Raw genomic sequence first — 23,406 nt, forward strand, 5'->3', positions numbered from 1 at the left:
AATATGCAAATGTTATATAATGAACAAATATGTAGACTTAAAGGATAAGCCAACGACCAGGAAAGAGGCAGCACATGAAGACTTTACTAGTAACGGGGTATCGTGCGCACGAGCTCGGTATTTTTGACAATAAGCATCTAGGGATTCCTTATATCAAAAAGGCACTAGCTAACCGATTAAAACCTTTGATTGAAGAAGGCGTGGAATGGGTGATTACGCCCGGCCAGTATGGTGTGGATCTGTGGGCATGCGAAGTGGTGAGCGAACTTAAGCTGCAATATCCGGACTTGAAGCTTGGGATCATTACAGCGCATACTGGTCAGGAAGAGAAATGGAAAGAAGAAAAGCAGAACGATTATCGGCGTATTATTGCGGGTGCGGATTTCTTCGGGGCGGTCAGTAATGCTCCTTATGACGGTAGCTGGCAGTTTCGGGCTAGAGACGATTTGTTGTTCCGCAAAAGTGACGGAATATTGCTCTTTTATGATGAGGATGCGGCGGAGGGGAGTCCGAAGTTTTTTAAAGAGCGGGCGCTGAAGCTGCATGCTGAAGGAGAGTATGAGTTGTTTCTAATTCACTCTGATGAAATTCAGAATATTGCCGATGAAGAGAATCAACGTGACTATGAGTAAGTATATGTAGATTTTGGAAAAGTAAAGGCCCGTAAACAGTGAATGAGACCATCACCGTTTACGGGCTTTTTGATATAAGAAGTGATCAGATAAAACTCTTTAGCGATGGTGCTTTTCGCACCTTGTAGTTTTGTTCATAAGCATAGGCGAGCTTGATGAGTGTAGGCTCCTGATAAGCTTTCGCTGAGAAGGTTACACCGAAGGGGGCGCCGGCTGATGTATAACCGGAAGGCACAACGATGGACGGATATCCTGCTCTGGAGGTAATTCTGGCGCCGAAATCGGCAGGGAACAGCAGGGCATCCAGATTGTGCTCCTTCATGGTGGCGTCGATGCCTTCTTCCTTACATAGTTTTAGGTCAGTCGCACGGTGTAGCAAATACTTTGGTTCGGTTTGTGTGCCGGAAGAGGTATATTCCGCATCTATTAACGTAGCTTGACCATATCTCAAAGTCTCCACAGGATGTTCATGATTAAAATCAATAATATCCTTCAACGTTCGCATCGGTGCCCCAGGGCCCAAACGAGATAAATAAGCGTTCAAAGCTGTTTTGAATTCATTCAATACCACAGAAGAATAACTAATTTCCCGGGCGGTCTTAATATCCGCAGGATCAATAATAGTAGCTCCAAGCTCTTTCATTCTATCTACAGAAGCATTGAACAGTGCAAGTTGTTCTTCTGTCAGCTCCTCGAAATAATAATCACGCGGGATACCTATTCGAGCGCCTTGCAAGCCATTCTGGTCTAGGAATACAGTGTAATCCTTGTGGATTCTACCTATATTCGTTCCCATTGCTGCATCTTGAGTATCATTGCCGAGCATAGCGTTTAGCAGCAGAACGGCATCACGAACGGTTCTGGCCATAGGGCCAGCAGTATCTTGTGTATTGGATAGCGGAAGGATTCCCGAACGGCTGAGCAGTCCAACGGTTGGCTTAATGCCAATAATGGAGCCCAAGTTGCCAGGGTTAAGGATCGATCCCGAGGTTTCTGTGCCGACAGAGACTGTACAAAAGTTACAAGCGACAGCTACCGCGGAACCAGCACTGGAGCCACCTGTTGGTGTAGATATATTGTAGGGGTTAAGGACCTGCCCGCCGCGGGAGCTGTATCCGGAGGGCATGCCGGTTGTCATAAAATTGGCGAATTCGGTCATATTGGCTTTACCCATAATGATTGCTCCGGCTTCACGCAGTTTGGTAACTATAAACGCATCTTCCCCGGCAAAAGAATTCGCCAAAGCCAGCGAGCCCGCGCTAGTATGCATTTTATCCCCTGTATTGATGTTATCCTTCAATAACACAGGTATGCCGTGCAGGGGTCCCCGGGAGCCTTTGATCGTACGTTCAACATCTAGAGATTCTGCGATAAATAATGCATCAGGATTGATCTCCAGCACAGAGTTAATCGTCAGGCCATTTTTGTCATGATCAGCTATGCGTTCATAATACATGAGAACTAGTTGTTTTGACGTAAGTTCTCCGGCTTCTAATGCAGCTTGGATCTCCGGTATAGTGGCTTCTACGATTTCAAAACTCATGTGCGTTCACGCTTCTTTCCCTTTAGGATATAGCTTCCCCTTCATCTAACCATAATTTGGGTTTTAGTGGTAGTATTCTTTTTATACTACAAATTATTGAATGATGGTCTCGGTAGTTAGAGGGGATATTAATGTTTTTTATTAGCGAAGTTTTGGGTAGAGCTTGCAAGCGCGCAACTGAAAAAAGGTGTCCAAATGGCCAAAATAAATGGCTGTTAGGACACCTCTTTTTATTTTTTTCTGATAGGAGTTATTATTACCCCTGCTTACTCCTGTGCTGTAAATCCCTCTTCTGCTAAATATTCTTTAGCTTCCTCAAGGGTCTCAAAGGCCATTTCTAGATTAAGGTCGGCATAGACATACCATAAATCATCCTCAAGCTTTAGAGTCAGTGTATGGCCCTCATCATTAGTCCAGAGTGAGTCGGCGGCTGCCGCAGCCTTTTTCTTTCTTTTGCTGGCTACAGGGGCGTCTGGAATGTAGATAGACAGTGAGGTGATGGAGGCATCCAGCAGACTCCGCAGCTCGGCTTCCGAGTAGTCGCGAATGTTCACAAAGCCCTTATCATCTGCCTCATAGCCCCGCAATAAGCCTGCGAACACATAACCATTCCCATTAGGATGCAGATGGTAAGCAACGGTTTTCTTATCATGCTGGCTTTCCTCGTAGTGATAGTTCACGCGCCCAAGGGATACGTTTTTACGTTCCAGTTGGGGGTAAGAGTCGAGAATCGCTAATTTTTGTTCAAAAGTAAGCATATACAGCCTCCGGTTTTCGGTGTGATTGTGCACATGATTATACCATGACGATGGCCCGCAGACTATTTTTTAGTGATCAAGCGGCAGAGACAGCACAAAGGTACAGCCTTCCCCGGAGTGCTTCTCAAGCACAAGGCTTCCGTTCATAGATTCGGCCAAAAGACGGCTGAAGGTGAGACCGAGTCCCAGACCACGTAGTGTGCTCTGTTTGTCGCTACCTCGGAAAAAAGCCTCGAAGACATGCTCACTATGATTTGATGAGATGCCCAGCCCATTATCCTGAACACGAATCTCCGCCATGCCATGACCTTGCTGTTCAAGCAACTCTACTGTAAGCTGCACCATTCGGTCTGGGGCTTTGGCTTGTACACTGTTATTAAGTAAATTGACGATGATTTGTTGGATACGTAGCGGGTCCCCACACAAAAATAAGGGAGTTCTTGGCATATGGAGCATAGGCTCCGCAACTTCATCCGCTTGTGTCAGCTTCCATTGATACACGATTTCAGATAACAGTGGCACGGCATCCAGTCGATCGTGACGGACAGAGACGATTCCTGCAGTCAGTGCGTTGTAATCCAGAAGATCGGCAACCATCCGTTGCAATCGTCCAGCTTCCTGCAAAGCAATATCTAGAAATTCCACCGCCTCATCGTCTTCGACGACCCCTTCACGAACGGCATGGATTAGGCCTTTAATAGAGGTCACTGGTGTCTTTAGTTCGTGGGATACACCGGCTAACATAACCGCACGGGACTGCTCAAATTGTTGTAACTTGCCTGCCATCTCTTCAAAAGACAACATCAGTTCATGGATTTCTCGTTCTTTGGCGTCCTTATCCAGAACGATATCATAACGGCCATGGCTGATTTGAGCGGCTGCTTTGGCTACTTTCTGGATCGGTTTTGCCAGTTTACGAGACAAGAGGTAAATGGTTAGCCAACTTAATATGATTAGAAATAGCAACAGAATGGAGAAAAAAATGATCTCCTCCTGCGGGATATGCCTCAGCGATTTCTTGGATTGAAGGACAATCACCTGTCCCAGTGCTTCTCCATCCGATTTTATGGACGCTACTGCAGCTTTGAATTCCGGACTGCGAGAGTCGTTAAGACTATCATTAAGTTTATGCCTCATCTCATCTTCAGTTAGTGGTGGCATAGAGAACAGCATCTGATTTTGCTGATCCGTAATGATTACACACATTTCTACGGTTAACTTGAAGAATCGTTTTCGGTCTTCAATGAGCATTCCAAGATTTTGGCTGATCTCTATTGAACCCTCACGATTTACGCTCCGGTCGGCAATCTCCTGTGCTAATAATCCAGTAGTCTGCATCCGGTTACTCATAGCTTCTTGTTGGATCCACCAGAACGTCGTTAGTGCAGTTAGCAGGAGGCCAACACTAATGATGAGCAGGTAACGAATCGTCCAATAGGAGAGAATCGAAGTACGTTTGGGGCTGCTTTTCTTTAGGTTGTCCATAATTGATATCCTGTCCCTCTCAGGGTACGGATTTCCCCCTCATCTACTGGCCAATGCGACAGCGCTTGGCGAAGTCTTTTGATAGACAAGTCCACGGCTCGGTCACTTCCTTCGTAATCCATCTCCCAGACATGTTCTATTAATTGCTCGCGAGTACATATTTGATTAGGTCTTTCAGCCAGAAATAACATGACCGACATATCACGTGGACTAAGACTCAGCTCAACCCCGTTTAAAAAGACAGCTCGTGCAGTAAAGTCGATAAACAAACTGCCATAATGCCGTTTGCGGCTGCCATCGGACCACTGCGAAGGACGGCGTAACACAGCATTCACGCGTGCCACCACTTCCTCAGGAATAAAGGGCTTAGACATATAATCATCCGCACCACCGTCGAGACCGGCTAGTCGGTCATTGATCCCGTCCCTTGCGGTGAGCATGATCACGGGACAGCTGCTTTTTTCACGGATCAGCTTTAGCAGTTCAAAGCCGTCCATGTTTGGCAGCATGATGTCGAGTAATACTAATGAGGGAGGTGTTATAGCAAAAGACTCCAGCGCAGCACGTCCGTCGGCTACACGGGTGACATGGAAGCCTGCTTTTTTCAGATAGGCACTGAGGACCCTGGAGATAGCTTCCTCATCTTCAACAATTAGAATGGATCTCATCATGTGGTGGTCCTCCAATCTATAAAATTACGACAAGTTTAACACATCATAGCTCGCTCTGCTCTGACTTCTTCCCGACTTATTGCTTTGTTAGAATGAGGGACGAGCTTGAAAATATACAGAATATTTTGAATATTGGAGGGAACAGGATGAAGAGAAAAAGAATAGCCTTGATCGCGGCCGGAGTCATTATCGTAGGAGTAGTCACAGGTTATACATTGCTGGATAAATCGCTGGGCAATAATGTACAGATCGAGTCCGTGATTCCAGGGCAAGCCACAACAGCCGGTAATGGAGAAAACACGACTAACACTGGAGCACCAGTAGGTATGGCGGTCACAGCCGACCAATTAAACGGTGATTGGACGGTTACGGATGCTTCTAAAGTATATTGGTCAGTAACCACCTCTAAAGAAACAGTAAACTTCGTGGATAACAAAGTTCAAGGTACCTGGAAAGTTAATATAGAAGATTCTACTTCGATGGTTGGAGAAGGGTCAGTAGATATGAGCGCTCTGGACTCTGGTAATGGTCAAAGAGATGAGCATGTAAAAGGGGAAGACTTTCTAGCCGTTACGGAATTTCCACAATCTACGTTTGTCGTTAAATCATTCTCGGAGCTGCCAACGGAATGGACCGAAGGAGCCGCTGTGCCGGTTGAAATGCAAGGAACGCTTACAGTGAAGGGTGTGGAAAAGGACGTTTCCTTCCAGTCTCAAGCAGCGTACAGTGGTGGACAGCTGATGCTGTCGGGTACAACAACAGTGGCTTTTTCTGATTTTGGCTTAAGCAATCCACACACCGTTGTGCTGGATACGGAGAACAATCTTGAGGTTCGATTAGAGCTTGTGCTGAAGAAATAGCAGCAGTCTTTCCTTAAGGAAGATGTTGCTGTCAATTTATAGAGAAACTGTACGGAAGAGACTTTCCCGGGCCTAATAGCTTTTGGGAGAGTCTCTTTGGTTTGGAATGAAATGTATGTTTTAATAGAAGTATCTGTCTAATAAAAAGCAATAAAGGAGGTGTTCCTTGTGATCCAGGTGGCGGCAGCGATTATACATAATGAAGAAGGACAGATTCTTATTGCTCGGCGCAGGCAAGGTAAATCTCAGGCAGGTCTGTGGGAATTTCCTGGCGGCAAAATAGAGCAGGATGAAAGCATCGCAGATTGTCTGCAAAGAGAGCTTCAGGAGGAGATGGGGATAACAATCCTTCCCTATGAAAGCTTTGGCGTGAACGAGCACAACTATGGAAGTGTCGAGATCAGACTGTTTGCTTGGAAAGCCCGATATCTGGGAGGTGTAATTGAACTTTTCGATCACGATGAATATAGGTGGGTGTTTCCAACTGCACTCGGTCAGTTCACTTTTGCTCCTGCAGATATTCCTTTTGTAGTACGGCTAATGGTGGGGTCAGATCAAGTGTGAAGGCAGTCTGAACATCAAGTAGAAAGGAAGAACTTAAGTGCCCGTATATGAAAAGCTAGTGCGTGATGGAATCCCTAACCTGATAGCTTCTCAAGGTAAAGACTTTACAACAAGAATATTAGAGTCCAAAGAATACATAACTGAACTACGTAAAAAATTGAAAGAAGAGTCGGAGGAGTATTTTCGGGCAGTGAGTAATGAAGAAGCTCTAGAGGAGCTTGCCGACATGCTGGAAGTAATTCAAGCGCTGGCGGAGACCCATGGAAGTAATAGCGCAGAGCTGGAGGAGCTTCGTGCGGAGAAAGCTGAAAGTCGTGGTGGATTTAAGGAACGGATATTTTTAATTGAAGTGGAAGGAGAATAACTAGAGATTATTGTTCCGTATAAGGAGGTTATTAATGTTGTCCAAAACCAAACTGATGATGATCTTAAGCGGTGTGGTAGCCTTAATTCCTGTAGCTATTTATTTATTCCTATATTCCAAAATGCCTGATAGGGTCCCGATCCATTACGATGGGAACATGGCTGATAGATTTGTAAGTAAGTCTAGTCTGGAGGTTATTTTGCAAAGCGGGCTTGGATGTTTGGGATTTATAATCATGAAACTCCTGCAGTTCCTTTTGCAAAAAGCGTTTATTCAGAGCTCGAACGAGCATTCAGCGGCTTTGAGCAGGATCTGGAATATTGCTATTTTGGTGGTGACGGTGGTGTTTGCTGGCATCAGTTCCTATACATTTATTAGAATGGTCTGATAGAATTAAAAGAGACTTAGCAGAAGGATTAGGAGGAACATGCATATGAAAATGGATAACGCTTACAAGGTAAGATGGGGAATTCTCAGTACAGGCTGGATTGCCCATCAGTTTGTTACTGATTTAGCTCACGCCAGCAATGGCGTGGCATATGCCGTGGGTTCGCGTTCACAGGAAAGTGCAGATAAATTCGCGAGGGATCATGAAGTACCACATGCTTATGCTACTTATGAGGAATTGGTAAATGACCCGAATGTAGACGCGGTATATATTGGAACGCCACATCCTTTTCACAAAGAAAATGCATTATTGGCGCTACGTGCAGGCAAAGCTGTCCTATGTGAGAAGCCTTTTACCGTGAATAGCGGAGAATTGGAAGAAGTGGTGGCCTACGCTAGAGATCATAAGTTGTTCCTGATGGAGGCCATGTGGAGTCGTTACATCCCGGCGATTGTGAAGGTTAGAGAATGGATCGCCGAGGGTAGAATCGGTGAAGTTCGCTTGGTGAAGGCAGACTTAGGATTTCGCACCGACTGGAATCCGGAAAGCAGATTGCTGAATCCGAAGCTGGGCGGAGGCGCGCTGCTGGATGTTGGGATTTATCCGGTTTCTTTTGCCTCGATGGTGTTTGGACCTCATCCTGAATCTATCTCCAGTACGGTGCATATTGGTGAGACCGGAGTGGACGAGCATTTCTCCATTCTGCTGAATTATGGCAATGGAAAAACCGCTTCGTTGAACGGTGGTATTCGTCTTAATACGCTGGAGGAAGCGCATGTGTTTGGAACAGAGGGCCGTATAATTGTTGAAGGGACGTTAGTGAACCCGAAATCTGCTTCGCTTTATATAGGGGATGAGAAGGTAGAGAGCTTTGTGGATGATCGAGCTTCTATTGGATATTGTTTTGAAGCAGAGGAAGTAGGACGTTGTCTACAAGCAGGGCTAACAGAAAGCCCAGTTATGTCACTGGATGAATCGTTAGCGATTCTGAAACTGCTGGATCAAATACGTGCGCAGTGGGGTCTTAAGTATCCTGGAGAGTAAATTTTAAAAATAGTAATACCCCTCGGTTTATGTGCTACTAAGGTAGCTCCGAGGGGTGTTTGCTATATCGATCGAAGGTGGGCGTCTAGTTCTGACTATTGGCGTTTTTACTTTTGCCTGCTTGGACCCATCCAGCCACTTCAACAGTACGCTTCGCTTGATGAAAAACAGCATCACGGATCCGATCCTGCTCTTCGATCATTTTACCGTCTCCATCTACACTGACACTTGTTCCGTAAGGGTTACCTCCCGCACCGAATGTGACGGGATCAGTATAACCAGGTGCAGCGACAATCGCTCCCCAGTGATACATCGATGTGTAGAGTGCCAAAATCGTAGCTTCCTGTCCACCGTGTGGATTCTGTGCTGAGCTCATGGCGCTGACGACTTTGTTTACGGTTAGTCCCTTGCCCCAAATCCCTCCGGTCGTATCAAGGAACTGCTTCATTTGAGAAGCGATGTTACCGTAACGGGTTGGAGAACTGAAAATAATCGCATCGGCCTCCACAATATCATCGGGTGTTGCAACGGGGATATCTTTTGTCTTCTCAGCCAGGGCCTTCATGGCCGGATTTGCTGCGATTTTATCCTCGGGAACCAGCTCCTGCACCTTCAGCAGTTTTACCTCAGCTCCCGCTTTCTCGGCACTTTCCGCGGCCCATTGTGCTAGCTGGTAGTTAGTTCCTGTGGCACTGTAGTAGATGACGGCTAATTTAATTTTTGACATGCTGGAGTCATTCCCTTCGAGTGTAGTTCCATACTATTAATTACCCCATTGATGCTTTTATAACCCAAATCGATAATTCTGCTCTAACTGGACAGACAGATGTCCACTTCCCTTGTGTATACTGAACTCAATTACAGGAAATGAGGGAGAATAATGAATACTTATTTTGTACAAAAACCGAAAATGACCTTGGCTGGGGTTAGCATACGTACGACAAATGAAGTGGAAATGGGGCCTGATGGGGGCTTGTCATGGCTGTGGGAAACGTATTTTCAGAGTAATATTGCGGGGCAGATGGATACGGTTAAGCCTGAGTATATCTATGCCTTGTATACAGATTATGAGAGTGATGCGTCAGGAGCTTATACCGTTGTGATTGGGCATGAAGTGGCTGGGGAGAGACATTTAGCGGATAGCGGCATCGTGAGTGCGGCTGTTCCGGAGAGCAAGTATATGGTATTTACGACGAAAAAAGGTCCGGTATTTGAAGTAGTCTCGCAAGCATGGGGGGAGATTTGGGCTTATTTTAAGGGCTCTACAGAGGTAAGAACTTATACGGGCGATTTTGAAATTTACGATTCGCGGAATTTTGATCCTGCTAACACGCAGGTTGAGATTTATATTGCGATTGAGTAGATCGGGTGAAAGATATTTTAGCTAAAAGAAATGTTTCGTGGGGATTTGGGGGCTGCCGAGAGGCAGTTCCTTTTTTCGCGGATGAGCTGAATCCCTTGGGTGAGGGTGAAGGGTTACTCAACGATTAAAACGAATATATATCAATAGAAGGAATGAGTAAATACGCTTCATATTTAAATGCGGATGTGTCGTTAACCAGTAAACGGTAAAAATTTCGTACCATTCGCTGTGTTAGGCTGAAGTGGTGCAACAGAACGGTAAAAATCTCCCACATTAGCTGCGTCTAGCCGAAGTTGCAATCTTCAAGGGCAGAAATGCCCTACATTTGCCGCAAAGAGCCCAAAAAGCAAGAAAGAGGGGCAGAAATACCCTTAATTTCCCCTAAAGAGCTCAAATAGCGAGAAAGAGGGGTAAAAATACCCTACATTTACCGGAAAGAGCCCAAAAAGCAAGTAAGAGGGGTAAAAGTACCCTACATTACTCTAATGATGCTCCAAACCGTTTGGAAGGAGATGGAGCAAGTGGAGTGTAAATGAAATAACTTGTTGAGTGAGTGAAGTGGATGAGCTTTGATGGAGTTGAACTAAGGAAGTGTAGCTGAAGTAGCTGGTTTAGTTTATATGTTCGATGGAGCATGACAGACCCAACATACAAATCACACACAAACCAAAACGAAACGGAGAACACCAAATGGGAAAACAATTCACGGCTATATTACCTGCACATCAGGAGTTTATTCTTCGGCAGCATCTTTTTTTCGTAGGGTCAGCGCCGCTTTCTGAAGAAGGGCATGTTAATCTTTCACCTAAGGGTCATGATTGCTTGCGGATTTTGTCTCCTAATCAAGTGGCTTATCTCGATATGACCGGTAGTGGTAATGAGACGAGCGCACATCTGCTGGAAAATGGAAGAGTGACGGTTATGTTTTGTGCGTTTGAAGGACCGCCGAATATTCTGAGACTGTATGGAACAGGGACAGTAATCCTGCCTGGTTCATTTGAATGGGAAGCACTGTACCCTATTTTTACACCTCTGCCTGGAGCTAGACAGATCATTTTAATTGATGTTCATAAGGTACAGACTTCCTGCGGATTTTCGGTCCCATTCATGAGTTATGACGGTGAGCGAGAGACGTTACAACGTTGGTCTATCCAAAAGGGCGAAGCAGGTCTGAAAGAATATAGACAAGAGAAGAACACCACAAGTATAGACGGGCTACCGACACCCCTTGGACAAAAAAACTAAGCGGACATGGTGATCCTAGGTTCATGTATATATAAAGTTTCTCATTCGTCACGATGAGCGATCTCTCAATTCGACTAAGCAGTTATCTCATATATTCTACTGTCCAAAACTCATACTACCCACGGATTCCACCACAAACACAGGTACATATTGCTCTCCCATGTCCGTTCCAACAAGCTGATAACCGTTCTGATATTGACCACTAACTAACGCGTTACCTGTAACGGAACCCAAGTCTCCTTGAAGCAAAATATAAACCCCATTCGAATAAGCCAGCATATTACCGAAGTTATCTGCGACGATTTCACAGTGAAAAGATACCTTTTCAAAAGGATGAAGCGCTACATCGGAAGCTGAAATTACCGCATACTCCTGAACAATCTCAGCAAATTGATAGCTGCCATCTACTTTACGATAACGTGCCGTCTGTCCAACGACACCGTCTCCGAGATCCGCGTTAGATACGAGTAAGGAATCATCGGACTGCAGTTCATAGCTATCTCCAGACACTGAAAACAACTGCGAAATACCATCCGATTTCATTTCATATGCTGTAAAAAGGGTACGTCCACCTTCGACCTCAGATTCAGCCAGAACCACGGGGGCACCAGAACCTGAAGAGGCAGCAAGCTGGTCATTAAAAGTTAGACTGCGCAGACTCTCGAATTTTGGTAAAATATTTCCAGTTAAAGTTATGACACTTTCGTCGCTATTCATTGCTGCATAATAGAGGACACCATTGCTATCCGTTCCAGCCACAATGACCTTCTTATCGTGTAGTCCCTTGCTGGAGATGATGTTCCCATATCTGCCTTGCTCTTCACCGCCCGGGAGAAGGCGCACAGGCTCGGCAATATTCCAAGCCAATCTTGTAGCGGCAATGATTGAAGAAGTATCCTCTAACGGAGCAAGATCACTGTATAGTTGAATAGCTTCAGCATATTGACCTTTACTGGTCATGCGCTTGGCATTTTTAAGTAGTTTAGCTTTACTAGTATCTACTAAGGTTAGTACTTTGGATGAAGTAATTCCTGCCGATCCTGCAAAATTACGATAAGCAACAGCATGCCCAGCAAAGGCGGTGATGTTATCGCTCTCTAGATCTTTGTTCAGGATGATCTTTCCGCTACTTTCTGCCTGCCCAAGTACCCATGGCGCTTCGTAACTATGCTGGCTGTAAGCATTCATCATGGAGAGGGTGCTCTCCAGCATGCCTGTAAAGTTTCCTGTGCCTGCTAAGGCTTTTAGTTTAGCTGTATCATGACTTTTGAACTTGGAGGCTAGCAACTCCTCCTTGGATGCAGCGCTTCCGTAATAGGCATCGGGAATCTGCAACAGATTCCATTTAAAAGTGTCTTCTTCACTCTTGTTTCCATCTTGGCTCTGAGCAAGTTCGGTAAGAAACTGCTCCTTAAATTCTCGGAAGTAGGTTGTGAACTGGTCAGAAATGCCTGAATCGGTCGATAACTGGCGATAATAGGATTCATAAGGACCACCGGGCTTCATATATGTAGCTTTTAAGCTGAGGAGAGTATCATAACTTTTCATAAATCCGGTGAAATCTTTAGTCGCAGCTTGTGCTTTAGTGGAAGATACCAAGGCATTCAAACCTTGGCGGATGGCCGTGATTGGTGACAGCTCATCAAGTCGCTTCGTAACCTTTTCTTCCATATAAAGAATGGAATGGTTTGCCGCCGCTAGGCGATACTGATTCTCTGCACTTATCAGATCGCCAGCAGCATAGAGACGGTCGGCTTCCTTGGTTATTTGTATTTTGTCGGCGATGAGAATAACCTTCTGTCCAAGCATCACAAACATGCTTATACACAAAATGATCATAAAGTTTCGCAGGGTTATTAATTGTTTGAACGTCATATAGAGTAGCCTCTTTTTCAAAATATAAGAAAGCATAGTTTCACATCATTCTTTATTCTATTGAACTTCGGGGTCCCAGCGGTATTTGGCTTCACGAATGTCAGCTACTCTTTGGTCCAAGCCGTTCCACGGTTCATGGGGATTCGCAGCAATGAGTTTGGATAACCGCATAAAGCGGTCTTTAGGCAGATCTTGCACGTATCGGCCGATCATACTGGAATAGAGCAGGGCATAACGCTTCATTCTTACTGCAGCTCCGGCAACTCCCGTAAGGATGGTCATACCATTATTCATATGACGAATTTCTACTTCATAGTTCTTTACGTATCGTAGTGTACGATCTTTGATCAGATCAGGACGGACCTTAGCGATCTCGCCGATATATTCGGCTAGCAGCGGCTCGAAATCCTTAAGAAGAAGCTGCTCCAGTTCTAAATCCATATCCTTGCGAAGCAAAAATCCATGCAGCAAGGCGATACGCTGCCGTGCGATCCGGTCACCACGAAGCAGGATGGAGAGTTCGCGCAGCTTCTCGTAGGCAAGCACATCATCCTCACGGAGTACGGAGACAGCCTCCTGACGGTTGATCTCCAGTCCCTCTTTGATGATGCCAATCCCTCGTCCAAGCAGCTCGTTAAGAGAACGAAGATTCTCGTTCTGCCGTGCTTTTCGCTGCGTATAGTACAATAGTCCAGCGAGGAGAATCCCTCCGGCACCACATAACATCATCTGCTCTATGCTATTCCCAAAATAGACGGAGGCTAGTGTAAGCAGTAAGATGAATAGGAGGCGCGTATGCATTTTTCTTCCTGCAATAGATGCAGCTTGCTTTTCTACCGTAATTAGTGAGTCTTTACCGCATTTGGTGCATCGATCTTCACCGAGAGCGGTGTATTGTCCGCAGTGGCGACAAATACGAAGCTTGTCATAAGCATAACGCGGGGCCTTGAAAGGCCGGAAGGTAACGGGTCTTTTCTTATTCACGGCCTTTATCGCCTCCGTTCAAAGCGGCTAGCAGTCGATCGTTAATATCATCACGTGTCAGTGGTTTGCGCTGATGTGCAGCATAAATGGAAATCTGAATTACGGCAATTAGGAACGTAATCCCAAGAATGACGTATGAAATCATGGAACAGTCCTTTCTCATGGACGCCTTGCAGATCGGATGTCTCATAGAATGATCACTCTATGCATCATTGCTACTTTGGTCCGGCGGTCCTAAAGTTGAAGTTTACAAGGTTTAATTATATCATAATGGCATACTATTTACAGATTTTAGCGACAGTGCTGAAGCTGTCATATGTGCCTAATATAACACAAGAGGAGCCCTATTTATGCTTCGTAAATATCAAAGTATTAGAACAACCAAGACTCTCTTTCTACGTATCTTTCCGGCATTGCTCCTGGCTCTTTGTCTAGCTGCCTCGCCTTTTGCAGCTGTTAAGGCCTATGCGGCTACGTCGGCGCAATCTCACATTGATGCGGTGCTTCTTATCGATGTCAGTAACTCCATGAAGACTAGTGACAAGAACAAGGTCGCGAACGAAGCGATGAAAATGTTCATAGATATGCTATCCACTCAAGGTGATAAAGTAGGTATTGTTGCCTATACCGACAAAGTGCAGCGGGAGAAGGCCCTGCTGGAAATTAACTCAGAGACAGATAAACAGGATTTGAAGGATTTTATTGATGGACTGGACCGTGGAGCTTATACCGACATTGCTGTCGGTGTGGAAGAAGCTGTGAAGGTGCTCCAGAATGGTAGCGATCCGAAACATGAGCCAATCATCGTAATGCTAGCTGACGGCAATAACGATTTCAACAAATCAACAGGCCGGACGCAAAGCGAATCGGATAAAGAATTGAATGCAGCCGTGGAAGTCGCTAAAAAGAATGGCTATCCCATTTATACGATTGGTCTTAACGCAGACGGCAAGCTGAATAAACAGAAACTCGCTGATCTGTCCACTGAGACAGGTGGTAAAGCATTTTCGACGGACTCCGCAGATGATCTTCCGCAAATACTTAGTGAAATTTTTGCTAGTCATCTGAAGCTAAAGGTAGTACCTGTGCAGTCGATCACTGCAAATGGGGATTATCAGGATGTGACCGTTAACGTGCCTAACGGCAGTGTTTTGGAAGCCAATATCTCAATTATGTCGTCACAGCCTGTGACCGCGAAGCTAACTGATCCTTCAGGAAATGCTGTCGCCATCCCGTCCAAGGATGTTGTGCTGTCGAAGTCTTCTACTTATAGCTTGATCAAGCTGTTGTCACCGCAAGAAGGAGATTGGAAGCTTCAGGTCAAAGGTGTGCCAAAGGATAAAATTGATATTAATCTAGTTTTTAACTACGATTTGGAGCTTAAGATCGATGCGTTGCCATCAGCAACCTATAAAAAAGGTGATAAAATTGATATTACCTCTCACCTGTTCAGCAATGGTACTCAGGTAACGCTCAGTAATTTGTATCAAGATATGAAGGCGGTACTGCTTGCTACAGATATCGATACAGGCGATGTACAGGAAATCGAACTGGATAACTCCGGGGATGTTTTTAAGGGCACCTTCGAGGTAAAAGAAAGCCATGACTATGAGCTGAAGGTTCGTGCAGAGGAAAGCAGTTTCTATCGTGAAAGTGCTCCTGTAAAAATCAGCGCGAAGGCAGGTGGCGCTGCAACTACCAGTCCTTCGACAGGAACGGGCAAAGAAGAACCTCTGAAAGAAGCTTCATCCAATACCTTGTATTACATTATTGGTGGTATTCTTCTGGTGTTGGCAGCCGCTGCCGCATGGTATGTGCTGAATAAGAAATCGGCACGTGGTTTTGTTGGACAGCTGGTAATTGAGGTTAAAGACGGCAATACGGGTGAGAAGACCTACCCACAATATAAGAAACTTGCTGGATTCAAAGGCAAGTTCACCCTTCATCAGCTGCTGCAATTAGCGCCTGAGCTGAAGGAAAGCGAGAGCATTATTTTCACACCAGCTAAGAATGACCGATTGCTGTTACGCAGTGGAGAAGGTATTACTGTAGAGAGATCCGGACGTGCTGCGGATGCCTCGCGTGGTCTTGAGCTGAAGAGTGGTGACCGCGTTTCAGTGTCCCTGCACACGGTAGATAAGACGATTTATCTCGAATATTTAGTATAGAAGTGGTTTTGCAAGAAATCTGAAGTACAGCTTCCGCAAAACTTTTAGGAGGATAAAGCATATGAAACCAGTAGTAAGAGAGCATATACAGCAATTGGATGTATCACTAGGCGGCGGGATTGTCAGCGATAAGATCAGGGTGGATACGATTGATAATCCGATCCTGATTATTGGACTAGGCGGCACGGGCATTGATGCCCTGCTGCGTCTTAAATATCAGATCAACCGCCGCTTTAAGCTGCCGGAAGATCCGATATCCAAGAAGAAGCGGGACAAGCCGGATAATGTAGAGTTTCTAGCTTTTGAAACGAATGAACAGGATCGCGGAAAGAAATACAAAGGGATCGGACTCGATCCACAGAATGAATTTGTATTGCTGGCGAATGCTGAAATCGGCGGATTGCTGCAGAACCGCAGTATCCTTGATTCGTACATCACGGATTGGCTGTCACCCGAGCTGAGTATCACAGATGGTATGAACGGTGCCGCTGGTGTGCGGCAGGCTGGGCGTCTGCTCTTGTTCACCAAGATTAATCAGGTTGTAGGAGCGATTGATAAGAAGATCAAGACCTTATCTGTAGGCACGAACAAAAAGCTGATGGTCTTCCTTTTGACAGGTCTGTCAGGGGGTACAGGTAGTGGAGCGTTCCTTGATATTGCCTATATCGTACGCGGTATTATTGAACGTGATTATGGATCAGCCGGTATTGACCGTGTGAACACACTGGGTTATCTCTTTACACCGGACGTGAACCTGTCTAATAAAAGTCTAAGTGAGCATACGCGTGAATATATTCGCAAGAACGGTTATGCGGCGCTAAAAGAGCTGGATTACTGGATGAATGTAGATAGTCGTGGGGAGCGATTCCAGCAGCAATACGGGAATATTTTGACGGTAAACTCTCCACTGCCTCCGTTTAATTTATGCCATTTGATCTCTGCAACGAATACCGAAGGTAAGCTGTTAGAGAATGCGTATGATTACTGTATGAACGTAACGGCTGAGAACATCACGAACTTTATGGCAAGTGAAGAAAAACAGTCTGGTGAAGAATTCGCCATCCATGACTATATCAGTAATATCCGCACCAATATTGCGCAGATGAATAAGACTTATCCAGCTAACTATGAGTACAACATTATCGGTGCCTCGTCTGCCGTGCTTCCGATTGAGGAAATGACGACTTATCTGGCTTTCCGCTTGTTTGATAAAATGGAAAAAATGTTCCAGCAGGCGCCTGGTCAAGAGGATGTAGAGAAATTCGCACGTAAGCTTGGGATTGATCTCGACAGTATGATTAAAACCTTTGAATCCCGAGTGCCTGAGCCATTGCCAGGTTACGAGAACAGCGAACGTCTGAGTCATGCCAATGTAGTCAAGAATCAAGTGGTAAGTATGGATACAGAGCTGGAGCAGAACTTCCTGGCTCGTGCCCGTGAAGAATATATCAAATCGAAAAAGCAGCTGCCTGGCGAAATTGTAGGACGTTTCAGTGAAGAGCTGGAGCGCATCTTCCTGCACCCAGAGCAAGGGCCGTTCTACGTTTCCCGCCTGCTGTATACCGAGAAGGGCTTCTGTATTTTGAAGCTGATTCAGTCTTATATTGAGGCTTTACGTGAAAGCTTGCTGCGTTTGCCACGCGATATTGAGACGGCGCAGGACAGTGCGGATGAGAAGCTGAGCGATGCACGCAGTGCTTTTGTATCCAAAGAGAAGAAGAAAAATGCCTATATTGACGCTAAAATCAATGAGTATTGGCTGCATGCCGATGTAGAACGTACTGAGCAAATGATTCAATTTTATGAGGACTTATACGAGCTCTTAAACGATGAAAACAGCCGGATTTATGGTGTGTTTACGGAGATTCTTAGTGCGCTTAGCTCGATTTTTGCCAAGAATGGGGACATCCTTATCAATGGTGAAGAGCAAGCGGATTATAAAGGAAACAAAACTTATTATTGGAACATTGTTAATGTGCCGGATATTTCGGCGACGATCTCCAAAATCATGGATCAGAAGGACGGCGACGACTTGATTCGCGACTTCACCCGTGAAATGCTGAAGCATTCCGGACGCTGGGTTAAGGAACAGGAGATTGATATCGTTCGCTCGATTTCAGAGTTCCTTAGTGATAAGTTCGGGGATCTGATCACCCGTTCGATGGAAGATTTCCTTGTGATGAAATTCGGCCATGAAGAGCCGCTGGATAAGTTCGTAGAGCGGATTATTGCCGGTAAATTGGACGAAGAGGCTGTGCCTACCTTCCACCTTAGCAACAGCTCGGGCAGCTTGCATTTCCCATCATGGGGCTTCGTTTCCGTACCTGTTAAAGCACCTGGCATCCTGAAAGGGATTCGTAATTATCAGAATAATGCGCTTGGCAAGTCGCAATTTACGATCAAAGAAAGCCAAGTAAAAAACCGTATTTTCTGGCTTAACACACGTAATGGTGTGCCACTCTTCGTATACACGCCGCTGCGGGTGTTTGAAGAGAACTATGAGCGGACCATTCTCGATAAGGAAGGGATCGGCCGCCATCTGGTGATGACGGATAAGAACAACTGGACGTATCTGCCTTCTCCGATTCCGGAAAAATCATGGGGTGACACCTACGTCAATTCTCGTGTACGTGATTATAACGCACGTGTGCGTGCAGACTTTGCAAAGGCGTTGGCAAGCGGAGTGATCATCGAAAAAGGTGTAGACGAGAACACAAGCAACAGATACTCTGTTGTGTTCACGAAACCATTTGATATGGATGCTCTATTGAGTGGATTTGATATGCAGTTAAATTCTTCACGTCCGAATCTCGGAGAAGTGAAGAAGGCGGCTGATGAACTTAAGAATCTGCGCGAGAAGGGCTTGGAACGCGAAGGCATTAAAGATATTTTTGGCAGCATTAACAAAGAAATGGCACAGGAGAATCTAATTCGTTCACCGCAACTGATTTCTCGTGTTCGTGTTGAGCTAGCCAAATATGCTGAACTGACTGCAAAAGCAACGGAGCTTGAAGGGCTGCTCCATCAATATCTGGACGAAGACAAGTGGATGGACCAATTCATCGAGGCGTTGTATACGGACAGCATTATCAAGAAAGGCGCACTCTACGTTTATGATCGTGATGAAGAAGAGGACGCTTGGGAGCCGTTTGCCAACTTGATGAAAGAACGTAGCTACGTGGAATATGCCGTGTACCGTCATTTCCGGGAGCTGGATGAGAAGAGCCGCAGCGTTCTGCTGCGTAAGGCAGCTCGTCGTGCGAGTGAAATGACTGCCGCTGAAGACGTAACCCCATTGCTCTATAAGCTGGAAGGGCTGTATGTATCCTTCCTTGAAGCACGCGACAGCTTGGAGTATGAACGGGTAGAGTATGAGAGCGGCGATGAGATGTATAGTTTCTACAAGAGTATGACTAGCAAACTCGGCAGCATCCGCAGAAAGTTGAAATAGGCCTATGATCAAAACACTGGCATTATCTTATGGTGAACAATATGCGGTACAGGAAGAGGCACAGCGCAGCAAAGGGGATGGACGCAGCAGCATCCATTACCCTGCCCTGTTTCTGTTCGTAGGCGACAAGGTTGCTCCGGCCATCGGTCCGGTGCTGGATAGCTGCGAACGAAAATGGGATAACGCCGGCGGTGTTATGGCATTACATGCTGTGTCAGGCACGAAGAGTGAGGACACAGACAGAAGCAAGAGGGGCTCTGATGCAGGAGGAAAAGACCGGGTGCTGGCCATGGCCTTGCCGGATATGGCAGGGTCAGATCCACGCATTGTGCGTCATGAACTTTACCGCAAGTTTCATGAGGATACACGTTATCTTGCTGAAATGAATAAAGTTATTCGGCGGCTGAGCAACAGTATAGCGGATTATGGACGGCTATATTCATCTTTTGACGTGATCCATCTCTCTATCATTACGCGGGTCGATGACCCGCTTAATGTATTGTTGCCAGAAATTACACTGCTGGCTCGAGCAATACTCAGCCAGTCCTTTAAGTCGGTACAGACGGATCTCTACGCTTTAATCAATGAGCGGGAGCAAGGGGATAATTTTGGATATTCCAGCTCAGTAGGGCTGGCTTTTCTGCGTGAATTGGACAGAATGCAAGCTACGGACTATACGTTTAATGCACCGCTGCTTGTAACCGAGGATGGTCTGTCGATTCCAGTGAGTCATGGTCCTTCCGCTTTATTTGACCTTGTGTATCTGCTCTCCGATAAGAATGAGCGCGGCATGATGTCGGCTCACGGCATGGATGATAACTATGAGATCATCTCCCATATTAGCCTACTTAAGAATCGTGTCCGCCCGACTTCTGATCAAGCTACAGGACACGGTGGTTATAACAATATGACCTTCAAAAGCGGTATTAGAGGTAGCACAGGAAGACAAGGCTACGCCTCCGCAGGCTTTTCTGGCGTGAGAAGACCTAATGTCCAAATTGCCTTGGCGGTGCTGTATCACGCCTTCCGGCGCCTTGCAGCGGATATGCGTGAAGGTAGTCCATGGACTATGCGCGAGCGTCAATCTCTATTAGGGCTGGATCCTGATAGTTTGCGGGAGCATAGGGAGCAGCTAGTCCCAGAGAAAGACGGCCTTGGTGAAATGACGGGGCTAATGAGCCATGGACGTCCATCCTACAATGAGCTGAAGCAGTTGTCACTTCGTGAAGCTGAACAGCAGCTGTTCGGTGATGGGGGCGAAGCTTATTTCCGTAATAATTTTGTCGCAGAGTCTAACCGGAGAGTAGAAGGTATTCATCCTCTTCGTGGATGGCGCACCCTATTGGCGGCACAGGAAACAGCTACGCCAGCAGTAACATTCTATCAGCTTGCGGAGTGGACAGCTGATCGCGATGAGGGTGGCAGTGTGCTGCATGCTTTGCGTCAGCATATGACTGGATTGCGTTCAGCACTTGTCTCCGCGCAGGATGAGCTTGAGGATCTTTATGCGGAAAGTGTGGAGCGCCAACCGTTCCAGCGTGTGCCGCTTTTTGACAAACGAACGGTACGCAACTTCATTCATTACTTATTCTCTGCGGTATATGGCAAAAAATATGAGCTATTATGTATGGAAAGTGAGCTTGCGCTGTGCAGTCGTTTGGAATCTGCGCTTGAGCAGCTTCACGTGGAATGTGTGGCCCGTGTGAAAGCTATGGAGACGCTCGAAGAAGAGTTACGTATTACTGTGATGGACAGCATTGGGCGAACGAACGAAACCACTGGCCAGAACGTGATGGAATACTATCGAGTTGTCACAGAAGATGTAATGAAAGAGATCGAGACCCGGCGTGGGCCAGGGATATTCTTTAGTGACAAGTACATGGGTAGCATTTCTAAGCTTTTAGAGCAAGGCAAAGAAGCGGTAGCGGAGCGTTTGATTGGCATTTGTCAGCGGGAAATATTAACGGCTGATCCGTTTGCTCTATCTTTCGAAGAAGAATTGCTGCGGCGTGCAAATGTTGCGGCTGCTTATGAGAACCGTCAGGTTCTATCCAAGGAAGAGTTGTTCAAGCGTCTGTACCATAATCTGGAGGATAGCGCGACGATCAATGTTCGTCTGTTCGAATACACGCAAGAGCATCGTCATGAGGAAAAATATTTCTTCGGAGACAGCGCATCTGAATTCCTGCGCTATGCATTTGGTGTGGATGAGACGACCCGCATTTATCGCTTAGGCTTTGTGCATGAACAGCGCAGGAGCGGAGTGGAGAAGCTAAATCTGATGGGTGGTTTCCATTTAGAAGACCTGCTCTACTACCGTAATGGTAAGGTTTATTATGAAACCTATGCTCAGAATGGCTATCAGCTTCATGGGGTGAGTGAAGAGCAGCTTCCCGAGATGCGCTGATGGCGTAATAGATGGGTACCCTCACTTTGAGTCTCTTTATTGCATTTTGTGCAATAGAATCATCGGATATAACCTTTAATTAGAGTTCTGTTGTATTTGATACAATAGATTTAAGTAGATTTCTGGAATAGGGACATTTCTCCTTATTTCCAATGCACATTATGCAATAGAATAGAAATAGATGTTTCTTTTATTCCATTCTATTGCACAAAGTGCAATCTGGGGGATGATTACACATCCGGGCAGCCCGTTAATCGGGCTACATAACCCCCGAACAATGTTAAGGCCATAAGAGTACAATTCAGGTTTCTCCCGGAAAGGAAGTATAACGATGCAGAGAAAAATCAATCTGCTCCTGCTCTTCTTCAGTCTGATCGGCGGCGGGGTCGCCTTTCTTTTTGGCGAGTGGCTGCTAAGCTGGTACAACGATCTGCCTTCCATCTTGCTCGTTGGCATTTATTTTGCCATAGTAGCACTCGGTATCGGCATCGGTTGTCTGCTTGCAGAAATGATCTCGCCACGGCTGAACGGAGCCTCGTGGAAGCAGCGTTACCTAGGTTTATCCTGGAAGCTCCTGCCTCTGATGATTGTCCTTGCACTTGGAGTTGGAGCATTAACAGAATTCGTTTATGAGCTGAATTTTGGCGGTGCTAAACCGGTTAAAAATGTTGTAATGGCTATCGATGACTCTGGCAGTATGGCGCAGAGTGATCCTGATAACAGCCGTTATTCAGCCGCTAAGGCGTTAATTGCGAGAATGGACAATGACAATCAGGTAGCGGTGGTGACATTTAACCACGAAGCTGTAGTCGTCCAGCCGTTAACACCACTCTCGGATTCGCAGAATCGTGAGAAGGTGTTGACTGCCATTGATAATCTGAAACCAACTGAGGGTGGCACGAACATTAGTGGTGCGATCTCGGAAGCACTTAAGGAGATAGACAGTGACGGCAGAAAAAATCAAGGCGCTATGGTCATCTTGCTGTCGGACGGAGTCAGTAATTTCGACACCTCACGAGAACTACAGACCTATATAGATCGTGGAATTGCCGTAAATACCATTGGTCTGGGGATGCAGGATCCTGCCGGTACCCAGTTGCTGCAGGATATTGCGAAAATAACGGGCGGTCACTATTATGATGTGACAGATACGGCTCTTTTGGGTGATGTATTCCAGCAAATCTATGATCGTTTGGGAGATCGGACATTGCTTACGGTGCGTAGTGATGCTACGGCAGATAGTCCATACTATGCTGCAGTTCGTATTTTGTCGCTGATGTTAATCGGTGCTGCACTTGGACTCGGTCTTGGTATTATGTTTGATAACCGTCATTTAGCAAAAAGCTTCGGGATTGGCGGCGTAATCTCAGGGTTGTTCGCAGGGCTTATTCTGGAATTTGGACTTAGCGGGCACAATTTCACTGACGGCCTAATTCGCCTCCTTGCTGTTCTTATATTGGCTGCAATCATCTCATTATTTACAGGCGTCATTCCGGTAGGTGAAGGACGTATTTACCGTAATAGAAGAAATAATGCAGCTCCTAATCCATCGTCAGAAAGCTTTCCTGATCGACGGAGAAATCGGAATAGCAAAGGATTCTAGT

Annotated in this window: 20 protein-coding genes; 12 read left to right on the plus strand and 8 right to left on the minus strand. The window is 45.9% G+C overall.

Features of this window, described 5'->3' with window-relative positions; translation table 11 throughout:
* Positions 1-74: 74 nt before the first annotated feature.
* Positions 75-632 carry a DUF1273 domain-containing protein gene (locus tag MKX41_RS28960; RefSeq protein WP_340974221.1) on the plus strand — a complete coding sequence of 186 codons (558 nt, stop codon included), beginning with the start codon at positions 75-77 and terminating at the stop codon, positions 630-632.
* Between the two features lie 85 nt (positions 633-717).
* Here MKX41_RS28960 and MKX41_RS28965 read toward each other — a convergent pair whose 3' ends face one another.
* The 4 genes from MKX41_RS28965 to MKX41_RS28980 all read right to left on the minus strand — a co-directional run bounded on the left by MKX41_RS28965 (position 718) and on the right by MKX41_RS28980 (position 5,086).
* A complete protein-coding gene (locus tag MKX41_RS28965) occupies positions 718-2,175 on the minus strand; it encodes an amidase family protein (RefSeq protein ID WP_340974222.1) in 1,458 nt (485 codons plus the stop codon).
* Positions 2,176-2,441: 266 nt separating this feature from the next.
* A complete protein-coding gene (locus MKX41_RS28970; RefSeq protein WP_042185078.1) occupies positions 2,442-2,933 on the minus strand; it encodes a hypothetical protein in 492 nt (163 codons plus the stop codon).
* Between the two features lie 69 nt (positions 2,934-3,002).
* Positions 3,003-4,418, minus strand: a complete 1,416-nt coding sequence (locus MKX41_RS28975) for a HAMP domain-containing sensor histidine kinase (protein WP_340974224.1) — start codon at positions 4,416-4,418, stop codon at positions 3,003-3,005.
* Entirely contained in the window at positions 4,406-5,086 is a 681-nt protein-coding gene (locus tag MKX41_RS28980; protein ID WP_042193322.1) for a response regulator transcription factor, read from the minus strand. Before MKX41_RS28980 ends, MKX41_RS28975 begins: the two co-directional genes overlap by 13 nt.
* 149 nt (positions 5,087-5,235) lie before the next feature.
* Between MKX41_RS28980 and MKX41_RS28985 the strand changes: the two genes are divergently transcribed.
* The 5 genes from MKX41_RS28985 to MKX41_RS29005 all read left to right on the plus strand — a co-directional run bounded on the left by MKX41_RS28985 (position 5,236) and on the right by MKX41_RS29005 (position 8,309).
* Complete coding sequence (locus tag MKX41_RS28985) at positions 5,236-5,949, plus strand: YceI family protein (protein ID WP_340974225.1); 714 nt, start codon at positions 5,236-5,238, stop codon at positions 5,947-5,949.
* A gap of 168 nt (positions 5,950-6,117) precedes the next feature.
* Entirely contained in the window at positions 6,118-6,513 is a 396-nt protein-coding gene (mutT, locus tag MKX41_RS28990) for an 8-oxo-dGTP diphosphatase MutT (RefSeq protein ID WP_340974226.1), read from the plus strand.
* A 37-nt stretch (positions 6,514-6,550) separates the two neighbouring features.
* On the plus strand, positions 6,551-6,877 hold the full coding sequence (locus tag MKX41_RS28995; protein ID WP_340974227.1) for a nucleoside triphosphate pyrophosphohydrolase: 327 nt from the start codon (positions 6,551-6,553) through the stop codon (positions 6,875-6,877).
* A 34-nt stretch (positions 6,878-6,911) separates the two neighbouring features.
* Positions 6,912-7,265: a DUF1648 domain-containing protein gene (locus MKX41_RS29000; RefSeq protein ID WP_339800679.1), complete on the plus strand. Its 354-nt coding sequence runs from the start codon at positions 6,912-6,914 to the stop codon at positions 7,263-7,265.
* 45 nt (positions 7,266-7,310) lie between these two features.
* Positions 7,311-8,309 (plus strand): Gfo/Idh/MocA family protein, encoded by a 999-nt coding sequence (locus tag MKX41_RS29005; RefSeq protein ID WP_445671332.1) that lies wholly within the window; start codon positions 7,311-7,313, stop codon positions 8,307-8,309.
* 85 nt (positions 8,310-8,394) lie between these two features.
* Here the strand turns inward: MKX41_RS29005 and wrbA are convergent, their stop codons facing one another.
* Positions 8,395-9,036 carry an NAD(P)H:quinone oxidoreductase type IV gene (wrbA, locus tag MKX41_RS29010; protein WP_340974228.1) on the minus strand — a complete coding sequence of 214 codons (642 nt, stop codon included), beginning with the start codon at positions 9,034-9,036 and terminating at the stop codon, positions 8,395-8,397.
* A gap of 153 nt (positions 9,037-9,189) precedes the next feature.
* Here wrbA and MKX41_RS29015 point away from each other — a divergent pair, with 153 nt between their 5' ends.
* Both MKX41_RS29015 and MKX41_RS29020 read left to right on the plus strand, forming a co-directional pair.
* Positions 9,190-9,672 carry a GyrI-like domain-containing protein gene (locus MKX41_RS29015; protein WP_340974230.1) on the plus strand — a complete coding sequence of 161 codons (483 nt, stop codon included), beginning with the start codon at positions 9,190-9,192 and terminating at the stop codon, positions 9,670-9,672.
* A 690-nt stretch (positions 9,673-10,362) separates the two neighbouring features.
* Positions 10,363-10,917: a pyridoxamine 5'-phosphate oxidase family protein gene (locus MKX41_RS29020; protein ID WP_340974232.1), complete on the plus strand. Its 555-nt coding sequence runs from the start codon at positions 10,363-10,365 to the stop codon at positions 10,915-10,917.
* A 96-nt stretch (positions 10,918-11,013) separates the two neighbouring features.
* On the opposite strand, the gene MKX41_RS29025 is transcribed toward MKX41_RS29020, so the two are convergent.
* From MKX41_RS29025 to MKX41_RS29035, 3 genes are read right to left on the minus strand one after another with little or no spacing between them, the layout of a single operon-like run.
* Positions 11,014-12,792, minus strand: coding sequence for a hypothetical protein (locus MKX41_RS29025; protein ID WP_340974233.1), 1,779 nt, complete (start codon positions 12,790-12,792; stop codon positions 11,014-11,016).
* A 57-nt stretch (positions 12,793-12,849) separates the two neighbouring features.
* A complete protein-coding gene (locus MKX41_RS29030) occupies positions 12,850-13,776 on the minus strand; it encodes a hypothetical protein (protein WP_149646435.1) in 927 nt (308 codons plus the stop codon).
* On the minus strand, positions 13,769-13,921 hold the full coding sequence (locus MKX41_RS29035; protein WP_155986556.1) for a hypothetical protein: 153 nt from the start codon (positions 13,919-13,921) through the stop codon (positions 13,769-13,771). Before MKX41_RS29035 ends, MKX41_RS29030 begins: the two co-directional genes overlap by 8 nt.
* 205 nt (positions 13,922-14,126) lie before the next feature.
* On the opposite strand from MKX41_RS29035, the gene MKX41_RS29040 reads away from it, so the two are divergent.
* From MKX41_RS29040 to MKX41_RS29055, 4 genes are all read left to right on the plus strand, one after another.
* On the plus strand, positions 14,127-15,944 hold the full coding sequence (locus tag MKX41_RS29040; protein ID WP_340974234.1) for a vWA domain-containing protein: 1,818 nt from the start codon (positions 14,127-14,129) through the stop codon (positions 15,942-15,944).
* Positions 15,945-16,005: 61 nt separating this feature from the next.
* Complete coding sequence (locus MKX41_RS29045; RefSeq protein ID WP_042185099.1) at positions 16,006-19,395, plus strand: tubulin-like doman-containing protein; 3,390 nt, start codon at positions 16,006-16,008, stop codon at positions 19,393-19,395.
* Between the two features lie 4 nt (positions 19,396-19,399).
* Complete coding sequence (locus MKX41_RS29050) at positions 19,400-21,802, plus strand: transcription initiation factor TFIID (RefSeq protein WP_340974236.1); 2,403 nt, start codon at positions 19,400-19,402, stop codon at positions 21,800-21,802.
* 331 nt (positions 21,803-22,133) lie between these two features.
* A complete protein-coding gene (locus MKX41_RS29055) occupies positions 22,134-23,405 on the plus strand; it encodes a vWA domain-containing protein (RefSeq protein ID WP_340974238.1) in 1,272 nt (423 codons plus the stop codon).
* Position 23,406: the final 1 nt, after the last annotated feature.

The sequence above is a fragment of the Paenibacillus sp. FSL R5-0475 genome (assembly GCF_038004585.1).
Classification (GTDB): Bacteria; Bacillota; Bacilli; order Paenibacillales; family Paenibacillaceae; genus Paenibacillus_AQ.